General features: G+C 41.6%; 15 protein-coding genes. 13 read left to right on the top strand and 2 right to left on the bottom strand.

All coding sequences use genetic code 11. The annotated features are described in order from the left end of the window. Positions 1–134 precede the first annotated feature (134 nt). The 9 genes from EMK97_RS06570 (at position 135) to EMK97_RS06530 (ending at position 9,718) form a co-directional block, all read left to right on the top strand. On the top strand, positions 135–818 hold the full coding sequence (locus tag EMK97_RS06570) for an ABC transporter ATP-binding protein (RefSeq protein ID WP_130600548.1): 684 nt from the start codon (positions 135–137) through the stop codon (positions 816–818). A 1,259-nt stretch (positions 819–2,077) separates the two neighbouring features. Beyond that, positions 2,078–3,319 (top strand): ABC transporter permease, encoded by a 1,242-nt coding sequence (locus EMK97_RS19425; RefSeq protein ID WP_425462190.1) that lies wholly within the window; start codon positions 2,078–2,080, stop codon positions 3,317–3,319. An 86-nt stretch (positions 3,320–3,405) separates the two neighbouring features. Beyond that, positions 3,406–4,569 carry a type 1 glutamine amidotransferase domain-containing protein gene (locus EMK97_RS06560; protein WP_246028898.1) on the top strand — a complete coding sequence of 388 codons (1,164 nt, stop codon included), beginning with the start codon at positions 3,406–3,408 and terminating at the stop codon, positions 4,567–4,569. 71 nt (positions 4,570–4,640) lie between these two features. After that, positions 4,641–5,351 carry a response regulator transcription factor gene (locus EMK97_RS06555; RefSeq protein WP_130600544.1) on the top strand — a complete coding sequence of 237 codons (711 nt, stop codon included), beginning with the start codon at positions 4,641–4,643 and terminating at the stop codon, positions 5,349–5,351. Then, entirely contained in the window at positions 5,341–6,660 is a 1,320-nt protein-coding gene (locus EMK97_RS06550) for a sensor histidine kinase (RefSeq protein ID WP_130600542.1), read from the top strand. The genes EMK97_RS06555 and EMK97_RS06550 overlap by 11 nt, the downstream gene beginning before the upstream one ends. 241 nt (positions 6,661–6,901) lie before the next feature. Then, positions 6,902–7,369, top strand: a complete 468-nt coding sequence (locus EMK97_RS06545) for a hypothetical protein (protein ID WP_130600540.1) — start codon at positions 6,902–6,904, stop codon at positions 7,367–7,369. A 101-nt stretch (positions 7,370–7,470) separates the two neighbouring features. Further along, a complete protein-coding gene (locus tag EMK97_RS06540) occupies positions 7,471–8,109 on the top strand; it encodes a glutathione S-transferase family protein (protein ID WP_130600538.1) in 639 nt (212 codons plus the stop codon). Positions 8,110–8,332: 223 nt separating this feature from the next. Continuing rightward, on the top strand, positions 8,333–9,289 hold the full coding sequence (locus EMK97_RS06535) for an alpha/beta hydrolase family protein (RefSeq protein WP_130600536.1): 957 nt from the start codon (positions 8,333–8,335) through the stop codon (positions 9,287–9,289). A 126-nt stretch (positions 9,290–9,415) separates the two neighbouring features. Continuing rightward, positions 9,416–9,718: a YciI family protein gene (locus EMK97_RS06530; protein ID WP_130600534.1), complete on the top strand. Its 303-nt coding sequence runs from the start codon at positions 9,416–9,418 to the stop codon at positions 9,716–9,718. Between the two features lie 27 nt (positions 9,719–9,745). Here the strand turns inward: EMK97_RS06530 and EMK97_RS06525 are convergent, their stop codons facing one another. After that, positions 9,746–10,819: an AraC family transcriptional regulator gene (locus EMK97_RS06525; protein ID WP_130600532.1), complete on the bottom strand. Its 1,074-nt coding sequence runs from the start codon at positions 10,817–10,819 to the stop codon at positions 9,746–9,748. A 134-nt stretch (positions 10,820–10,953) separates the two neighbouring features. Here EMK97_RS06525 and EMK97_RS06520 point away from each other — a divergent pair, with 134 nt between their 5' ends. The 4 genes from EMK97_RS06520 to EMK97_RS06505 all read left to right on the top strand — a co-directional run bounded on the left by EMK97_RS06520 (position 10,954) and on the right by EMK97_RS06505 (position 18,304). Next, positions 10,954–12,546 carry an FAD-binding oxidoreductase gene (locus EMK97_RS06520; protein WP_130600530.1) on the top strand — a complete coding sequence of 531 codons (1,593 nt, stop codon included), beginning with the start codon at positions 10,954–10,956 and terminating at the stop codon, positions 12,544–12,546. Then, positions 12,547–14,268: a glycerol-3-phosphate dehydrogenase/oxidase gene (locus EMK97_RS06515; RefSeq protein ID WP_130600528.1), complete on the top strand. Its 1,722-nt coding sequence runs from the start codon at positions 12,547–12,549 to the stop codon at positions 14,266–14,268. Between the two features lie 5 nt (positions 14,269–14,273). Continuing rightward, positions 14,274–15,857, top strand: a complete 1,584-nt coding sequence (locus EMK97_RS06510) for an FGGY-family carbohydrate kinase (protein ID WP_246028897.1) — start codon at positions 14,274–14,276, stop codon at positions 15,855–15,857. A gap of 92 nt (positions 15,858–15,949) precedes the next feature. Then, entirely contained in the window at positions 15,950–18,304 is a 2,355-nt protein-coding gene (locus EMK97_RS06505) for an alkaline phosphatase D family protein (RefSeq protein WP_130600526.1), read from the top strand. An 82-nt stretch (positions 18,305–18,386) separates the two neighbouring features. Here EMK97_RS06505 and EMK97_RS06500 read toward each other — a convergent pair whose 3' ends face one another. Beyond that, positions 18,387–19,547, bottom strand: a complete 1,161-nt coding sequence (locus EMK97_RS06500) for a M20 family metallopeptidase (RefSeq protein WP_130600524.1) — start codon at positions 19,545–19,547, stop codon at positions 18,387–18,389. Positions 19,548–19,589 lie beyond the last annotated feature (42 nt).

The raw sequence follows: 19,589 nt of genomic DNA, 5'->3' as shown, positions 1-19,589 counted from the left end.
ATGTGAAATGTTTGTGAAGTAGCAATGATGCGAGTAAGTCTAGAAAGTGGTTAGTTAAGTGATGGTAAATTTCACATCCATTTCACAAGTGGGCATTTACTTTATGGGTGAGTCATCAATTAAGAGTAATGCTTATGTCTAGTTACATTGAACTAAAGAATATCAGTCAATCCTTTGAAATGAATGAAGCCCAAGTGACGTTATTTGAGGGATTATATTTAACCTTTCATCAAGGGCAATCTTACGCCATTACTGGGCCTTCGGGTGCTGGTAAATCAAGCTTGCTTATGGTGGCATCAGGGCTAGAGCAGCCTGCTTCGGGGCAAGGGCATTATGTTGATTGCGATAAAATAATGCCCCTAGAACAGGCCAGGGAAGAGATAGGCTTTATTTTTCAGCAATTTCATTTACTGCAAGAATTAACCGCGTTAAATAATGTCGCTTTACCGCTAAAGCTGCGTGGTGATCGTCATGCCATTGAAAAAGCAAAAGTGTGGTTAGAGAAGGTGGGTTTAAGTCATAGACAAGATCATACCCCTAATCAATTAAGTGGTGGTGAGCAGCAACGTGTTGCTATAGCACGCGCATTAATTTTTGAGCCTAAATTTATTTTTGCTGATGAGCCAACCGGTAACTTAGATCAAAAAAGTGCTGATGATGTTGCCGATATTCTGATTGCTTGCTGTAAGGAAAATAACGCAGGGCTTGTTATGGTAACTCACAGTAGTGCCTTGGCAAGTAGAGCGCAGCAGGTATTGTCGCTTGCTAATAATCAGTTAACGGACAATAAAACAATTAATGTTAAGGAGGCGTCATGATAGCAGTAAATCAAGGCAGTCTTCTTGGCCGAGTTAAATTAGCCTGGCACTTTTTTACTCAAGAATATCATTATACTCATCAAAGGTTACTGCGCTGGATTCAAGGTATTTTATTACTGTTTATCGTTACCTTGAGCTTATCTAGTCATAGTATTCAGCAATATTTACAACAAAACTTGCAAGGCTTACTGGGCGCTGATGCGGTTATTAGTCAGCAGCAGGCCATGTCTGAGCAGCAATACGCTTCATTAGCCAAGCTAAGCAAGAAGATTTCGGTAACTCAGCAAATATCAACGGTATTAACGCATCAAAAAAAATGGCAAAAAGCTCAATTAAAGGCTGTTGATAATGCTTATCCGTTGCAAGGAGAATTACTTACTTCTACAACGAAAGGCGACGACGGCCAAGTCAGTGCAAATGGCCCAGTAACAGGTGAAGTTTGGCTAGACGCAAGGTTAATGGCAAGTCTTGAATTAACACTAGGCCAATCACTGCTAATCGCCAATAAGCCTTTTGTCGTCAGTCGCATATTGCAACATGAACCTGATAGGTTAATGGAAGGGCATAGCGTTGCCATGCGCGCCATGATTAATAGTGAAGATATGCAGGCGCTTAATTTTGCTAGTGATTTAATCAAATATCGTTATTTATTGGCAGCTAGTGATAAACAAATAACTCAGCTGATTGATTGGCAAAAAGCAGAGCTGCCAGCGGCTCAACTACTGCATAAGCAAGGTCAACACCCATTAGCACTGTTTTGGCAACGAACTGAGAATTTTCTCGGCTTGGCGTCAATTATTTTATTTTTTATGGCTGCAATTGCTATTGAGCAAATCGGTCAAGTGCATATGAAAAAAGAGCAGTTCTTTAGTGCCGTTTGTATGAGCTTAGGGGCTGATAAAATTACCGGCTTACAAATATCAATAGTTAAATGGCTGTTTTCAGTGGCCACCTTGATTCCTGTGGTATTGATATTAGCGTCTATTTGTCATTTCTTTGTGATTGAGTTTTTAAAAGAGACTTTCTCACAACTGAGTTGGCAATTAGACCTTGTGCAAACCTTCAAGCCGATAGGCTCAGTATTAGTTATTTTTGCGGTATTTCATGCCCCTGTTTGGTTGGCACTCTTAAATACCTCTATTGCAAGTCAGTTTATTGGTCAAAGTAACAAGCTAAACCATTGGCTAGGCAAGCTAGCCAGTGTTGTGGTGCTGTTTATTGTTGCCTTTAGTTATTCAGATAATGCTTTACTGACCTTTATGTTACTAACTGCCGTCACTATTACCGTGCTATTGATGATTTTTATCAGTTGGAGCAGCTTAACCTTAGGTGAAAAAATCACCCAACAGGTGTCGGGTTTAGTGCCGTTTGCCCTTTTTATGATGAAACAAAGGTTAGTCAGTAAAAGTACGCAAATTTTAGGGGTTGGTTTATGTGCTTTTTTATTGCTGTTTACCCTGATGCTATTAAAAGATTTAGGTAATACCATGACGGCTTATCAACGTCAGCATGATGGTAATTTATTTATTTCACAAGCAACGCAAGCTCAAATGGATTATGTAACGACATGGGCTGAAGAAAAAGACGTGAACATACGTCAAAGCAAACCGTATATGTATGCCAAGTTGCTGAAAATTAATGGTACAGATTTATCAGAATATAGTGATAAACCCAGTGATAGTTTAGCAACCTTTAGTGATGCCATTCGCCTGCATTGGACAGAGCTGATGCCGAGCAATAATGCTTTAGTCTCTGGAAAATGGTGGCAAGCAGGTGATAGCAACTGGCAGCAAGTCTCTATTGAGCAAGAAGTCATGACAGATCTTGGCTTGGAGCTGGGAGATATTTTAAGTTTCTATATCAATAAGCAAAGCTATCAGTTTACTGTTGCTGCCAGCCATGAATTCAAACCTGGCGCAGGCTCAATTACCTTTTGGGTACAAATGCCATCCAGTGCATTAGCGCATATTCAGGCGCCTCACTACACTATGGCAAGCATTGAATTAGCTGATGAACAGTGGTCGTTGCTGACGCCGCTTTGGCAAAAGTTCCCAAGTTTACGCATGGTGTCATTGAAGGAATTAACCAGCTTATTTGATCGCACCCTAGCGATGATCAGCAAAGTGATCAGCGGCTTTTCTTTGCTGATCATTTTGTTATCCACCGTGGTGATTTTAGCGTCTATCAATGCTCTGCAAAGTAAAGAGAAAAAGAAAAACAGCGTAATTATGAGTTTTGGCTTTTCTCGCGCAACTTGCTTAAAGCTTAATGTGATTGAGTGGTTGGTAACGGCCAGCATTACGGCTGTTGGCGCAATTGCCGGTACTTACATTGCGGGCTTATTGATATACCAATCTCAGTTCTCACTTACCTATCAGCCAGACTTTACTTGGTTAATCGCCACCTTAGTTATTATTTTAACTAGCATTACGGGCTTGGGCGTTTTCGCTAGCAGACACAGCCTGCAAAGCTCTGTGCGTGAGTTAATGGCTGAGAATTAATAGCAAGCCGAGAAATAATTTTTACATTTCACATCTGTTTCACACGGTGTTTGTCATGATGGCAACACCAGTTAGGAGGACAACATATGATTCGTTTAATAAAGAGAGTAACTAAGTTTGTTTCAGTGTGCGCTGTGATTGTTATGTCAACACAAGTTCACGCAGTAGGAAAAGAGGGCTCAACAGATACACAAGGCTCTGCAGATAAACAAAGCTCAGCAGATAAACAAGTGCTTATGGTGGTCACAAGTTATGGCAAAGGTAATGAAAGACCTGGCTATGAGTTTGATGAGTTTGCCAAAGCCTATAGCGTTTTTAAAGCTAATGGCATAACTGTTGATGTAGCAAGCCCACGAGGTGGCAAGGTGCAAGCGGATGAGTATGATAAAACTAAGCCGTTTAATGTGCCTGTACTGGCAGATAAAGCCATAATGGCAAAGCTTGAAAATACCTTACCTACGGCAAGCCTTGATGCTGCTTCTTATGATGGTATTTTCATTGTTGGCGGAAAGGGCGCTATGTTTGATTTACCTAAAGATAAAGCCTTACAAGCGGTTATTGCAGATATTTATCAGCAACAAGGCAGCGTAGCGGCGGTATGTCATGGTCCTGCGGCTTTAGTTGATGTAAAGCTTGCTGATGGCAGCTACTTAATCGCAGGTAAAGCGGTTAATGGTTTTACCAATAAAGAAGAAGTTTTATTTGGTAAAAAGTGGTTAAAGCAATTTGAGTTTATGCTTGAAGATAAACTAAAAGAGCGTGGCGGTAAATTTCAGTCAAGCAATATTATGTTAAGTCATGTTGCCGTTGATGGTCGCTTAGTAACAGGGCAAAACCCATCGTCAACAACGGGTGTAGCAGTAGCGCTAGTAAAATCGCTAGGCTTAACGCCAGTAGCTACCGAGCAGTACCTAGACGATAAAACCATGGCCGTTATTGCGCAACTGTTAGCAGGCGATAAAACCGCTGAACAAACCCTGACTACTCAGCAAGATCAATATCATATTCCGTTAGTAGGCATGTATGGTTTCTATTTCTTAAAAGTGGCTGAGCAGCCAAGAGAGTTTGAGCAAGCATTAACCTTAATGTTAATTGCCCAAGAAGCCATAAATAACCCTATGTTTGATATGCAAATTGCTAAAACTCAGCATAAGCTAGGTAAAAATCAGGCGGCAAAAACCACGTTAGAGCATGTGCTTGAAGCAAAGCCTGATTACAAACCCGCGTTAGATATGCTAAAAACGCTATAACAATAATAAAAAATGTTAGCGCTTTGGCTTTAGGCGAAAGCGCTACAACAGTTGTTAACAATGGAAAGAATATGACTAATACGGCAAGTCAACAAACTAAACTTAATGTGCTGCTAGTGGAAGATCAGCTAAGCATTGCGCAAAACATTGCCCAATATATGGAAGCAAAAGGGCATGTGTTTGACTTTGCGACTAACGGCAAGCAAGGACTGGAATTGGCGTTAGAGCAGCCTTATGACTTAGTTATTCTTGATTTAAATTTACCGGGCATGGATGGCTTAGAGATTTGTCAGCAATTAAGGGAAAAATCGAGCCGTCATATTCCCATCTTAATGTTAACCGCGCGCGATAGTATTGATGATAAGGTCACTGGCTTTGGTGTTGGTGCCGATGACTATTTAACCAAACCTTTTGTTTTACAAGAGTTAGAAGTGAGATGTTTGGCTTTATCAAGAAGACACTTATTACAAACTAATAATACCCTTGTTTTAGGGCCACTTTCGATTGATAGAAAAAGCAAACAAGTAAAGCGTGACGAACAAGTGCTTGATTTACATGCCATGGGAGTTCGAATCGTAACCATTCTTGCCGAAGCCTACCCGCAAGTAGTGAGTCGCTCAGAGTTAACGCAAAAATTATGGGGTGATGAGCCAACGGAGTCAGATGCCATGCGCTCTCATATCTACCAACTACGCAACGTATTAGATAAACCTTTTGATAAGCCGCTTTTAAAAACTGTGCACGGTGTCGGCTTTGTTTTGGATATTAACAATGACAAATAAAAGCACTAATAAAAGTAATAGCAAAAACAAAAAGTTTCACAGTTTAAGCAGACGTATTGTTGCGCAATTTTGCCTATTCACCTTAGTGCTTTCAGTTATTTTTAGTTTGCTGACCTTTATTTTATTGTTCACCTTAGAAGATAGCTTTATAGAGCGTGAGATTGTTAAAGAAGCCGATTATTTAATTGCACAGTATCAGCAAACTAAGCAATGGCCACAGATGAGAGCTAGGCATTTTACTTTGCATTTCTCTAAAAAAACCTTACCTGATGATATGCGTGAAAAATCAATGCAAGAGCCTGAAAGAGTTGAGTTTTACGGTCAGCAAGGCAGGCATTATCATTTGTATGCTTTCCCTAATTTCGAGCAAACCTATTTGCTAGCAGAAGTAAGTGAAAAACTGCTAGTTCGGCCACTTCGCGAAGGCATAATCACCATACTTGTTGTTAGTGGTGTATCGTTAACCTTAGTTGCTTGCATGCTTGCTTGGTTGTTGGGACGAAAAACCGCAAAACCACTCAAAGCTCTAGCAGATTTGGTTGATGGCGTTGCACCAGAAAATATTCCTGACAGCTTTGCTCATCAATTCCCTAACAATGAAATTGGTGTATTGGCAAACACCTTAGAAGCCTCCATGGCGAAAATTCGCCAAGCCATAGAGCGTGAGCGCTGTTTTACGCGCGATGTCAGTCATGAGCTAAGAACGCCAGTTGCGATTGTTAAAAATGCCGTTGAGCTTTACCGAGAAAAAAGCCGAGAAAAAAGCCGAGAAAAATATGATGCTCAAGGCAGTGAGGCAGAAATTATTAATCGCATTAATGATGCCAGTTTGCAAATGGAACAAACCGTAACAACCTTACTGCACTTAGCGCGTGAAGAGCATGCCGCAGCTGAGCAAAGCGCTGTAAAACTGCTGCCACTTATTGAACAGTCAATTATTGAGCATAGTTATTTGCTTGATGATAAATCAGTAGAAGTGCAGGTGGATGATAACTGCAACACTGAAATTGTGGTACAACAAGGCATGTTAAAAGTGCTGCTTGATAATTTGCTCAGTAATGCCTTTCAATACACCGACTCTGGCATGGTGGAAGTAAGTTTTGCTAATAACACCCTAACCATCGCGGATACTGGCCCAGGCATTGAGGCGGGAATATCAAAGCAAGTGACTGAGCCTGCAATAAAGGGCAGCCAAAGTACTGGCTATGGCTTTGGCTTATCAATTGTTAAGCGCCTGTGCGAACATCAAAAGTGGCAGTTATCGGTAGAAAGTAAGCAAGGTACGCGTATATCAGTGCGCTTTGTTTAGTTTCTAGTGTTTTATGTTTCCTATCTATTTTCTTACCTACATAAAAATGTGCGCTTGTTGCGTACTTTTGTCTTTAACATAACTTAATTAGTCTTGTGAAAAGTTATATATGGCAATATGTTAGCTAATTTGCTATTAATGGCGTCATTATAAAAGTATGCAATTAGAAATCTGGAATAGGCGTGCATTTCGTACTTGCAAACAGTAACGTTTAACAATCTAAATAAAGTAAGGAACACTTTTGAAAATAATCACGAAAACACTATTAACTTCAGCCACTTTAGTTTTATCGGCACAAACAACAGCAAATGATAGCTTTACTTTTGGTTTAGGCGCTGGCGCCTTTTATAGTGGTGTTGGTGTTAATGCAGGTATTCAATCTAAAAGCGACCTGAAATATGTGTCTGCTGGTTGTGTTAGCTACTCTTCAATTTATGGCAGTACATGTGGTATCGGTGTTGGCTGGGTTAAAACGGATATTTTTGACTTTCAAACCCCTAAGCATGGCGCAAGTTTATATCTTGGGATTGTGGGGAATGAGTATGATAACTTTGATCATGAAGCTGTATATGGCGCGGCCTTAGGATACCATTATTTTCTTCGAGGTATTGGTAATGCTGGGTTTAACTTTGGTTTAACGCTAGTTGCAGGAAATGAAAAAGACGGTGTTGGCGTTGGTGCTCTGTTGCAGGCTGGTTATCAATTTTAAACCTCAGATTTAAGGAAAATGAGATTTATCATTACGCTTTTGTAATATATATCAGAAATTGTTTATACAATTATTTTTATCAACGTAAATAGGAGCTCCCCTTGTACCAACTGTACTATTATCCACTGAATGCCAGCATGGCACCTCACTTTATGCTTGAAGAGTTAAACGTTGAGTTTGAACTAATTAAGGTCGACAGGAAAAACAATGCGCAAAAATCGAAGGATTATTTGGCGCTAAATCCTGCAGGTAGGATCCCAACATTAATTGATAATGGCCAAGCTATTTTTGAAAGCCCTGCGATTTGTATTCATCTAGCAGAAAGCAATCCGCAAGCCAATTTGATCCCCGCCATAGGTAGCCCAAATAGAGCGTTATTTTTCCAATGGATGATGTACTTAACCAATACCGTTCAAGCGGAATTGATGATTTATTTTTATCCGCAAAAGCATAGTGCTGACGAAACAAATATTGCTGGCATGGTTGCTGTGCAAGAAAAACGCATTACTGAAATGCTTGCCTTACTTGATAATGAGCTAGAAGGTAAAGATTACCTTGTCGGTGACTCTATCAGCGCCTGTGACTTTTTCTTATTTATGTTAGCTGTTTGGGCTGATGAATTTAAAAAGCCACCTTTAGCTTATACTCATTTATCGCGCTATTTGCGTAAACTAGCACAACGTGAATCTATTATTCAGGTGTGTAAAAAAGAAGGTTTGAGTCTTGCTGATTACCAATAAGCTGCTAATCATTGCTTAGACTAAGGCAATATGGTAAATGGAAAGGCGCATATCATGATCTTAAAGTGTTTTCATTACTCCGTTCAGAGATAATCTAAGCTGCTATAAATTCGCGTACTCCTGTCAAATATCTACATTTACAAGCTTTCGTTTGTTCTTTATATGAACCAAAGTCACTTTACCGACGTATAGGTAAGTTATTACTCGTTGTTTGGTGACTGTTATGAATATTATTAAATTAATTAGCACATTAAGCTTATATGCATTGCTTGCAAGTCTTTTCGGGTGTAGCAGTGTGGTGCAAATGCATAATAATAGCGCGGATAAAACAGTGCCCGTGTGGCAGCAAAGTGCAATAAAAGATGAGCTAAAAGTTAATTTTTTATGGGCTAAACCTATAGCTAAAGGGCCTTTAGCAACCATTATTGTTCACCCTGGTATGCTACAAAACGTTGAAGATATGCGTGGTGTGCTTATTGATCTTGCAGAGCAGGGCTTTATGTCTGTTGCTGTAGATTATCAACGATTAATCGCCGGTAAGTGGCAGGTCTCTACTATGCCCATAAGAGCGCGTGATGAGATAGATTTTATTATGAGTCAGGTTGTCGAGAACCCTTGGGTTGATGCTAATAACATTGGCTTGTTAGGGTTCTCATTAGGGGGCGCGCACAGCTTAAATATTGCCAAAGTTAATCCAGATATAAAGACTGTGGTGGTGTATTACCCTATGACGGACTTTGTTGGTTGGGCGAAATCGGCTGAGAATGAGTTGCTATTATCTCTGGTGGTTAAGCAGGTTAAATCAGCTTATTTAAAGGAGTCAGACAGCCATAGCCATGCCTCACACCTTGAACTTGTTAGTAATTATTCTGCGGTTAATTTTGCGGATGAGATTAGGCCACCAGTTTTGGTGATTCATGGTGATGAGGATGATATAGCGCCTATTGAGTTTTCTAAACGATTTGTCAGCTTATTGCAATCTAGTGGTAATGATCAATCTCAGTTAATGGTTATTAACCAAGGCGCGCACGGCTTTAATTTTAAACGCAGTAAACAGTCGATTAAGTCATGGTTAACGTCTTTAGACTGGATGCAAAAGCATCTTGCGACAGAGCCAAAAAGCTATGTTGTTGCGTCAAATGTTGCTGCCTCAAATGCGCTTGCGTCAAATAACTATTGATTATTAGAGCCGTTAATAATGCAGCTGAAAATATCAATAAAGCTTCATATATTGTTGTTAACTTTTGCCTGATTAGCTAGGTATAATGTTTGGGATATAATATTCAATATTTCAAAAAGGATTTTTATGCAGTTTATTATTACCGCTTATGACTTTACCGATGAAGACGCCATTAACCGTAGGTTAGCACATCGCGATGCGCACTTAGCTGGCATAGAAAGAATGACCAAAGCAGGAAATTTTTTAAGTGGCGGTGCAATATTAGATCAACAGGGGAAAATGATAGGATCATCAGCCCATGTTGACTTTCCCTCAAGAGCTGATGTTGATGCTTGGATTAATTCCGATCCTTATACACTTGGCAAGGTGTGGGATAATGTCAATATCAGTGACGGGCTTTTGTTCCCTGTCGAGAAATTTAAACGCTAGCCTTAATTGCTAAGCTCTGCTTTATGCTTATTCGCTTTGCTGTTTCGGTGACTTTCTAAACTCACCCGGCGCTTGTTGGGTGAGCTTATTAAACCAACGGTAAAAAGAGCTAGGCTCTTTAAAGCCTAATTCTGCACTGATTTGGTTCATGCTTAACGCTTGGTTACTTAGGTAGTCTTTGGCGAGGTCAAGTCGGGTGTTATCTAAAATACTTTGATAACTAACACCTTGTGCTGTTAAGCGACGTTGTAATGTCTTAACGCTTATGTCAAATGAATTGGCAATATCTTGCTGGTGGAATCTTCCTGTTTGCAGAGACTGTGCGATAACCTTCGATAATTGTGTGGCAAAATCAACTTCTGTACTTAAGTTAGAGATGATAGCTTGTGCGTGACTTTCTAACGTTGAAAGTAGCTGCTGATCACCTTTATTAAGTGGTAAAGCTAACAAAGCTTTATCAAAGATAATGGCGTTTTCTGCTTGGGCAAACTGAATGGGGCAATTGAATAAGCTTTGGTATTCTTGTTGTTGGCTTAGCTCAGGCGCTTTTCGGCTGAGTAATAACTCGCTCGGATTACTTTCTTGGCTGACTAAGTATCTGGCAAAGGTGAGCCAAGAAGCCAAGCAATTATCTATCATATGGCGCTTAACTTCAGCATCGGTAAACTGACAATGCCAGCGAATTTTGACCTTATCACCTAATGGCTCAAAGGTGGTTACTCCCATATCGCCAACCAACTTTTCAAAGGGTTGGATCTTTGCAATGGCTTGTCCTAAGTTTTCACAATTCATGGAAATATAGCCCAGCACACTATATGAGCCTGGTTGAACATGCTTGGCGGTATGTAGGCCAAATAACTCATCACTAGAGTGGCTAATGAGTGCGGCTATAAGCTGCTGAAAAAGCACCCCAGGTATATGGTTGCTGTTATCTAACAGTAGGTTTTGCTCTAAACCAACTTGTTGACATATGGCATCAACATCCAGCTGTTGCTCTTGTGCTAATTGCAAGTATTGTTTGACTGCTGGTACTGAAGCTTGACCAAGACTGTCATCTAATCCCGTCACTTGATTTGCTGTTGATGATGCATTTGTGGGCATATTTTTAAATCGTGCTTTTATGAGTCGTGAGCAATTTGTCTTAAAATGTCACCTTGACTGTCTTTTTAGGACATTTTGCCGTTGTTATCTTCGTTTTATCATAAGCTGTAATGAATTGATAGCAGGGGTATTAAATGAGGCGTTGGAATGGTTGGGGTGATGACAGTACCTCGATGGCGTTGCCTGAATCTGCCGGCGAATTTTTAAATAATGCGGTAGGTGCAGGGCAGCTATTGCCAGATGCAACACTTGCAGAGGTTGCATCTAAAGTGCCTGAATCGAGATTAGCCGCACATAAGTTAATAACAACAGATGCGACCGAGCGAGTTCGCCATGCTAAAGGCCAGTCTTTACCTGATTATCTGGCCATGCGCAGTGGTGATATTGATTGCTTTCCTGATGGTGTTTGTTATCCAGAAAATCGTCAAGATGTAAAAGATATTCTCACCTATGCTAAAGCACATAATGTTGAGCTGATCCCTTATGGTGGCGGCACAAGTGTTGCTGGTCATATAAACCCTAATGCTTCGCAGCGCGCTATTCTTACCCTTGATATGGCACGAATGAATCAGCTAATGCATTTAGATGAGGACAGCCAAATTGCTACTTTCGGTGCAGGCACACCTGGTCCTATGGTTGAAGCGCAATTACTTGCCCGAGGATATACCTTAGGGCATTTCCCACAATCGTTTGAGCTTTCAACAATTGGCGGCTGGATTGCTAGTCGCTCTAGTGGTCAACAGTCGCTGCGTTATGGTCGTATTGAGCAACTTTTTGCGGGCGGTAACTTGGAAACCTTTGCTGGCTCATTAGATGTTGCTACTTTTCCAGCTTCTTCTGCGGGCCCTGATTTACGCGAATTACTGCTAGGCTCAGAAGGGCGCTTTGGTATCTTAACGGAAGTGAAAGTTAGGGTAAGTAAGCTGGCTGAAAAAGAGCAATTCTCGGTGATTTTCTTTCCGAGTTGGCAGCAAGCGAGTCAATTTTGTAAAGAAGCGGTGCAACAACGTATTGCGCTTTCTATGCTTCGTGTTAGCAATGCGGTTGAAACACAAACTCAGCTGAAATTAGCAGGTCATGAAAAGGCCATTGCTTGGTTAGAGCGTTACTTATCATGGCGCGGCTGCAATGCAGGTAAGTGTATGCTTACTTTTGGTTTAACTGGCTCTAAAGAGCAAATATCAGCAAGCAAAAAACAGCTGAGCCGATTGATTAAGCAATTTAACGGCGTAAACACAGGTCAGCTTTTAGGTAAAAAATGGCAGAGCAATCGTTTTCGTTCACCGTATTTACGTGATGCTTTATGGCAACAGGGCTATGTTGTCGATACCTTTGAAACAGCGACCGATTGGGGCAATGTTGATTCACTTATGGCTAAGGTAGAAAGCAATATCCGCCAAGGGCTTGCCGCTGAATCTGAACAAGTGCATGCCTTTACTCATTTATCGCACGTCTATAGCCAAGGCTGCAGTTTGTACACTACCTATGTATTTCGTAATGCTAGCAGTTATCAAGCAACGATGGAGTGCTGGCAGAAGCTTAAGCATATTGCTAGCGACACTATTGTTCATAATGGTGGCACCATTAGTCATCAGCATGGTGTCGGTAAAGATCATGCGCCATATTTACATGTTGAAAAAGGCGAGTTGGGCATGAAGGTTATTGCCAGCTTAACTGAGCATTTTGATGCTGATAATCAGCTAAATCCTGGCACCTTGTTGGAATAGATGACTATGCAAACAGCAGGCGTTGATATTTCAAATGACTACACGGCATTACACCAAGATAATGTCTCTAGGCTTGATAGTAACGCCAGTTGTGACTTGCCTGGTAAGTTGAGCCAGACTCGTCAGCAACGCATTGCAGAAATAGCAGCTCAACCCCATTGGGACTTAGTTGTTATTGGTGGCGGTATTACTGGTGCTGGGGTGTTAAAGCTTGCCAGCCAAATGGGCTTAAAAGTCCTGTTACTAGAGCAAAAAGATTTTGCTTGGGGTAGCTCGAGTCGTTCGTCAAAAATGGTGCACGGCGGCTTGCGTTATATGGCGCAAGGGCAGCTGGCATTAACGCGAGAATCTGTTGTTGAGCGTCAGCGTTTAGTCGCACAAGGACAACCGCTGGTAACTAAACACAGTTTTGTGATGAGTCATTATCAGCGCGCTTTTCCAAGTCCTTGGCTGTTTAATAAATTATTGGCTTGTTATGACTTGATTGCTGGCGTTAACCAGCACAAGTTTTGGCCGAAAGCATCATATTTAGCATTAGCGCCACATATTGATGAAAATAAGCTACTCGGTGGTACGCAATTTTTTGATGCCTTAACCGATGATGCCAGATTAGTATTACGCTTAATTCAAGAGTCATTACACTTGGGCGCTCAAGTGCTTAATTATGCACAAGTCACCGCGATTGCAAGTAAGGCGAATGCTAAGCAAGTTTCGCTAACTATTGATGGTCAAGCCGTAACGGTTAATGCTTCTGTGGTGGTTAATGCAACTGGGGCATGGTCGAATCAAGTCAAAGCAAGTTGCACAGATCTTGATACTAAGGCTAAAAAAACAGCGCATATGAGGCCATTAAGGGGCAGTCATTTGGTGCTGCCTAGCTGGCGTTTACCTGTTGCCAGTGTGATTGCCATTCGTCATGGTGATGATAACAGGCCAGTGCAGGTCTACCCTTGGCAAAATGTCACTATTGTTGGCACAACTGATGTAGAGCATTTATCGCCACTATCTGAAGAAGCGAGTATCAGTCAGGCAGAGTTTGACTATTTACTTAAGGCTGTCGCTCAGCAGTTTCCCGATGCCAATATTAACGCCAGCGATGTTATTTCAACCTTTTCCGGTGTTCGCCCTGTAACCACCTCAGCTAAAAATGCACCTCCGTCAAAAGAAAAACGTCAGCATCAGATAAATAATCATGACGGCGTTATTAGTGTCACCGGCGGTAAGTTAACAACGTTTCGTTTAATTGCAGAGCAAGTGTTACAACAAGCCGCTCAGTATATTGCTGTAGCTGATTTTCACCATAAGCTGCAAGCGGTTAATCAATATGCCATTTTCTCACCGGCTAATTGTCAGTCTGAGCGGTTGCTGCCAGCACAGGTTGAACAGCATATTTTGGCTTGTTATGGCTCACTTAGTCAGCATTTTATCAAGCTTTCAGATGCTCAGCAGTTATTGCCGATACGCTATAGTAAGCACGTCTGGGCGGAGCTTATTTGGGCGGTACAATACGAGCAAGTGCAACACCTTGATGATCTATTATTAAGAAGAACACGCCTTGGTAATGTATTGCCAAAAGGAGGCATAGATTTACTGCCAAAAATACAAGCCTTATGCGCACCTTATATGCCATGGAGTGACACTGATTGGCAGCAGGAAATTGCTCGTTATATGCAATTGTGGCGAAAATATTATCGCGTACCTGAGTGCGGTGACAGCAAATAAATTACATGATGACCATGACAGATAAGCACAATAAAGATTTAATTTTAACTATAGATAATGGCACGCAGAGTGTCCGCGCCTTGTTGTTTAACCTAAGTGGTGAGCTGGTTGCTAAAAGTCGACTTGAGCTAGAGCCGTATTTTTCTACCCAGCCAGGTTGGGCAGAGCAAGAGGCTGATTATTTTTGGCAAATGCTAGGGCAATGTTGTCAGGCGCTTTGGCAACAAGCCGAGGTTATTAAGCAGGGTTACCAGCAGCGAGTGATGGCGGTTACTGTGACCACCCAGCGCGGTACAGTAGTAAACCTTGATGGGCAGGGTAAGCCATTAAGACCTGCCATTTTATGGTTAGATCAACGCTTATGTCAGCAAAATAAAGCCATGCCATGGTACTGGCGTTTGGCGTTTGCTGTGCTCGGTCAAAGCAAGGTTATCGATTATTTTCGTCGCAAGGCACAGGCTAATTGGTTAGCGCAAAATGAGCCGAAAGTATGGCAAAACACAAATAAGTTTTTACTGTTGTCTGGCTTTTTCACGCATAGATTAACAGGCCAATATAAAGACTCAGTTGGTAGCATAGTTGGTTACTTACCCTTTGATTATAAAAAGCAAGCTTGGGCCAGTGACTGGGATTGGAAGTGGCAAGCGCTACCGATTAAGCGCACTATGTTACCTAGCTTAGTTAAACCGGGCGAGTTGTTAGGTGAAATTACCGAACAAGCGGCACAGCATACTGGTATTTGCGTTGGCACCCAGTTAATTGCTTCTGCCTCAGATAAAGCGTGTGAGGTATTAGGCTCTGGTTGTATTGAGCCTGATACCGCAAGTTTAAGTTATGGTACTACGGCAACCATAAATACCAATAATGCTAGCTATGTCGAGCCACAAGCCTTTATACCGCCGTATCCTTCTGCTATGCCAGATCATTTTAATAGTGAGGTGATGATTTATCGCGGCTTTTGGATGGTCAATTGGTTTAAACAAGAATTTGGTCAAAATGAAATTGAACAAGGGCGGGCTTTAGGTGTTAGCCCTGAAAGTTTATTTGATCAATTAGTGGCGCAAGTACCGCCTGGTTCTATGGGGTTAATGCTGCAACCTTATTGGTCTCCTGGGCTGAAAAATCTTGAGGCGAAAGGCGCTATTTTAGGCTTTGGCGATGTTCACACCCGTGCTCATATTTATCGCTCAATTTTAGAAGGTTTGGCTTATGCCCTTCGCGAAGGCAAGGAAAGCTTAGCAAAGCGACAGAAATGCAAAATAACCCGTTTGATCGTCTCAGGTGGTGGCTCGCAATCAGATGCGGCACTACAACTTACTGCGGATATTTTTAACTTACCTGCGCACAGGCCACATACCTATGAAACTTCAGGCTTGGGAGCGGCAATCAATGTCGCGGTGGGCTGTGGTCATTATCCAAGCTACGCGCAAGCGGTTGAGCATATGACGCGCATTGAACAATCGTTTTTACCTAACCAAGCGAACGTGCAACTGTACAACAAGCTATATCAGCAGGTTTATCGAAAAATGTATAAGCAGCTAAAACCTATATACCAAGATATTAAAAAGATAACTGGCTACCCAGAATAATAACAAGACATCACGCATCAATAAGTTGTCACAATTGATAATTACAATGTAGTGAATAAGTAACAAAAACAATAAGTAGGAAGGATTTAACTATGATCTATACCCGTCGAAAATTTATTAAAACCCTTGCGGTAAGTGCTGGTGCTATTGTCACCTCAAGTCTCGTTGGCTGTGGTAGTTCCGACAAAAAAGAAGTGGTCGTTACGCCAGAGCCGACTCAGCCGAGTATTTTAGACGGCAGTCAGTATTTTCCACAGTCTGTGGTTTCGGGGGATCCTAAAGTTGATTCTGTGATTTTATGGACGCGTGTTGATAACGGCTCTGGCGCTGATACTTCCTTAATACTGCAAGTTGCCAGTGATGAAAATTTTGCTAATTTAGTGGTAGAAGAAACATTTGCTGCTTTGGCAAGCTCAGATCATTGCTTAAAGATACGGGTAACTGAGTTAAATGCAGGTCAGCATTACTATTATCGCTTTATCTATCAGCAAGATGACAAAAATTACGCTAGCCGTACTGGCCGCACTAAAACCGCTGCAAGCCCAGATAGTGACACCAAAGTGAAATTTGCCTATGTATCTTGCCAAGATTATATCGGTCGATATTTTAATAACTACTTATCTATTTTAGATAACGATGATATTGATTTTATTATTCATTTAGGTGACTACATTTATGAAACCACAGGGGATGCTTTATTCCAATTAAGCGGTGGTGAGCGCAGTATTGAATTTACCGATCAAGCTGGGGCATTAACAATTGGCGTTGGTGACAATAAAACTCAAGCAGCTAACAGCTTAGATAACTATCGTCAGCTTTATAAAACCTATCGTAGTGATGAAGTATTACAACGCGTGCATGAACGCTTCCCTATGATTGCTATTTGGGATGATCATGAGTTTTCTGATGATAGCTGGGCCGATAATGCCACTTATTTAGATGGCGCAGCCAATGAGCAGCAAACCGCGCGTAAGAAAAATTCTGAAATGGCTTATTTTGAATATATGCCCATTGACCATGAGCAGCCACATACCCAAGGTGAGTTAGCATCGGGCGCTATGGCGGTAAATGAAGAGCACTTATTCCCTAATACCCGTATTTATCGAGATTTCCAATTTGGTCTGCACTTGCATTTGGCGATGACAGACTTTCGCACTAATCGTCCTGATCATATTTTGCCAGAAGATGCCTTCCCAGCGACAGTTGCGATTGATCAAGCCTCACTGGCGGGCTTCTTATTGGCAAGTGGTATGCCACAAGCACAAGTGGATGCTGTGGTTAGCCAGATGTCACCGTACGTAAATATTGATGAAGCCATGTTTGCGCCATACAAAGCGGCGTTCTTAGAAGTCTTTACTGGTTTATATATGACAGAGCTGATGGCGCGCATTGAAATAAGTCAAGCTGAGGCACTGGCACAAGCTCAGCAGCGCGCAGTAGCTGCGGTTCAGGGTAACTTGGCAACTAGCTACTTAAACCAAGTGTTAGTCAGTGCTAAAGCAAGTTTACCTGCAGAGCATCCGCTGCAAATGCTGCCTGCTTTGCCAGAAACGGGTGTAGCGCAAGGTCTTGCTTTTTATACCTTAGGTAAAACCTCACTGTTTAACTACATAGGTAGTCGTTATTTTGTTATTAAAGATACTTATGATATTTACGCTGCTTATAAAGAGTATGTTGCCAACCTTCAGGGCACGAGTGCACAAAAAGCCTTTGATGATAGGCAAACCGCTTGGTTAACGCAGACCTTTATGACTTCTAGTAGTACCTGGAAGATGTTAGGTAGCTCAGTTACTTTTGCGCCATTAATGTTTGATTTATCAGCGAGTCGTGCTGACAGTGGCTTGCCAACGCTTGAAGGCGTGCTTGATTCACCTGCAATTCCTGCTGCACTGAAACAGCGCTTTTATTTAGAGGCCGATCAATGGGATGGCTTCCCACAGTTTAAATCAAGCTTTGTTGATAATGTGATGAGTCAATTTGGTGTTATCAGTTTAAGTGGTGATGTCCATAGTAGCTATATTACTGAGCACCAAGCTAATGCGGTAACAGGTAAAAAGTCGTTTAACTTTACTACCTCGTCCATTTCATCTGGTACTTTTGGCTCATTCCTTGAAAATGGTATGAAGCAGATTTTTGCCCAATTAGGTGAGGTGCCTGAGTCAATCAGTAATTTACCTTACTTTTTCGATACGCTGGTGAATACCGCTACTAAACGCGCTGATATTCAAGATAATATGGTATTTTCTCGTATGTGGGAGCATGGCGTTGCTATTGTTGAGGTTGATGCCGAACAAGTCTTGGTAAGCTTACACAATACTGACAGTGAATTTCATCATGTCGATGCCGTGACTAAAAGCTACTACCATGATGCGGATGGCTTCTTGGCTATGGTACGTTTACATCAGTTTAAAGTACAAGATGGCCAGTTAACTCAGTTATCCTCATAGCCAGTTACTCGCGTATAAGGCTACACGAGATAAAAAAGTAATAACGAGGTAAAAGGTAATAGCGAAGCGCTATTACCTTTTCTTAGGCGACTTGTTCAGCTTTACGCTTAAGCTCTTTCTTTGCACCTTGCTTGGTAAAATACGTCAGTATTTTGCTGACATCGCTCACACGTGAATGAAAACTCGCTTTGCTGGCGCGTTCATGTATGGTGTGATCACCATCCCCAAAGGGGCCAAAACCATCTAAGGTAGGTACACCTTGTCCAGCCACGGTATTGGCATCACTAACGCCGCCACGTTTTTCGAGTTTAAGCGGTTTACCAATAATTTCTTCAATTTCTTTGATTAGCAGTACTTGATTTTGATTGGTTTGCATAACGTCACGCTGTAAACCGCCAGAAAAGCTCGAACTGACACCGGTAACATAGCTAGTGGTGGCGATGCGCTCTATTTCAGACAGCACTCGTTCTTTTTCGGTGTTGTTAGTAAAGCGCGCTTCAACCGTTATATTGGCGTGTGGTGAAATGGTATTCGCGCCAATGCCACCAGTAACTTTACCAGCATTAACGGTAGTGCCAAAGCTGTTGCGCGTTAAGGCGGTTAGCTGCACTATCATATGGGCAGCGGCTAAGTTAGCGTTGCAACCTTCATGATAATGATTACCCGCATGGGCTGCTTTACCTTTAATATCGATTTGGTAAGTAGCAACACCTTTACGGGCAATAACCACTTCATTGTCTTTACCGGCTGCTTCAAACACTAAGCAGAGATCATAATCTTTAGCGATAGCTTGCGTTATGTGCTTACTGTCGTCACTACCGCTTTCTTCATCACTGACCATCAGCACATCAATATTCTCGATACAGCCAAATTGCTCAAACACCTGTCTAAGTGCGCACAGGGCAACATAGTTACCACCTTTCATATCACACACGCCGGGGCCGTAAATCCAATTATCATCTTCACTAAAAGAGTCAAAAGTATCAGGTGGGAATACCGTATCGAAATGACCTAACAGCAAGATTTTTTTGCCAGCTACTTTGTTCGATAGGTAAAGAATATGATCGCCTATGTTTTCGCGCTCAAAGCGTTTAATGCTAAAGCCTAATGGCTGCATCCATTGACTAAATAATTGAGCCACTTTATCAACGCCTGCTTTGTTTTTTGTATAGGAGTTGATTTCAATTAACTGCGCCAGTTCAGAAAAATCAAACGCCTGGGTTACTTGCTTTAACTTAGACATAAGCAATCCTTTTTTGTCTATAGGTTGAAAATATCAACAAAG

The organism is Litorilituus sediminis (genome assembly GCF_004295665.1).
In the GTDB taxonomy this organism is placed as follows: Bacteria; Pseudomonadota; Gammaproteobacteria; order Enterobacterales; family Alteromonadaceae; genus Colwellia; species Colwellia sediminis.
The sequence above is the reverse complement of the archived record's forward strand: the minus strand, read 5'-3'. Positions and strand labels throughout refer to the sequence as shown.